Raw genomic sequence first — 802 nt, forward strand, 5'->3', positions numbered from 1 at the left:
CCCACCGACAGAAAACTGCCGCCAGCCCACCCCCGAAACCCGTTGTCCACAAGCATATTTCCCCCCACAGAACCATCGAACACACTTGCCCTAATCCACATGTTCGAGTAGAGTGGACCCATCACACCGATCAGCGACCGGGGAGGGGCCATGATCGACACCACTGAAGCTCTCGACGCTGGAACTGTCGACGCCGAAGCAGTTTTCGCCGACATCGTCACCCGACTCAGCGACCTGCAATGGAATCCGGACATGACCGGACCCCAGGCCTTCGGTGCGATGAAGCAAGTCCTGTTGTTGCGGAACCTGGTTGATCATCACGCGACCACCCTCACCGGTGAAATGGACCGGCTGGGAGTGGCCGATCACAAGACGACCCGGCTGCGCGAGTTGTTGATCAGCATGGGTTGCGCACCCGCCGTCGCTTCGCGATATGTGCGGGTTGCCGCCACCACCGATGTGGATCTGTTGTTGGCGCACGCGGCGGATGGGTCCATCTCGTCCGAACACACCGATGCCATCGTCCGCGGATTGGCGCACATCGACACCCGATGCCCCGAACCCGTCGACACCGTGCAACGGTGTGAATACCTGCGGAAGCTGCTGTCGCACTACTTCGCCGGATTCACCCCCGCCGAGATCAACCTCTACGCGCGGCAGCTGGGGAACGAGCTGGCGGCCGAGACACCCGGTGGCTTACCGGCCGCGGAGGACAAGTCGATCAACTCCTACCGCGACCGCATCACCGACGACGGCCGGTTGGAGATCTCGGCGAACCTCGACATCATCGCGGGGGAGAAAA

General features: G+C 62.1%; 1 pseudogene. It reads left to right on the forward strand.

From position 1 onward, the window contains the following. Window positions 1–150: 150 nt before the first annotated feature. Window positions 151–802, forward strand: a pseudogene (locus tag B1964_RS29670) (HNH endonuclease); the annotation flags it as partial.

Origin of the sequence: Gordonia sp. i37, from assembly GCF_002043085.1 — a bacterium.
In the GTDB taxonomy this organism is placed as follows: domain Bacteria; phylum Actinomycetota; class Actinomycetes; order Mycobacteriales; family Mycobacteriaceae; genus Gordonia; species Gordonia polyisoprenivorans.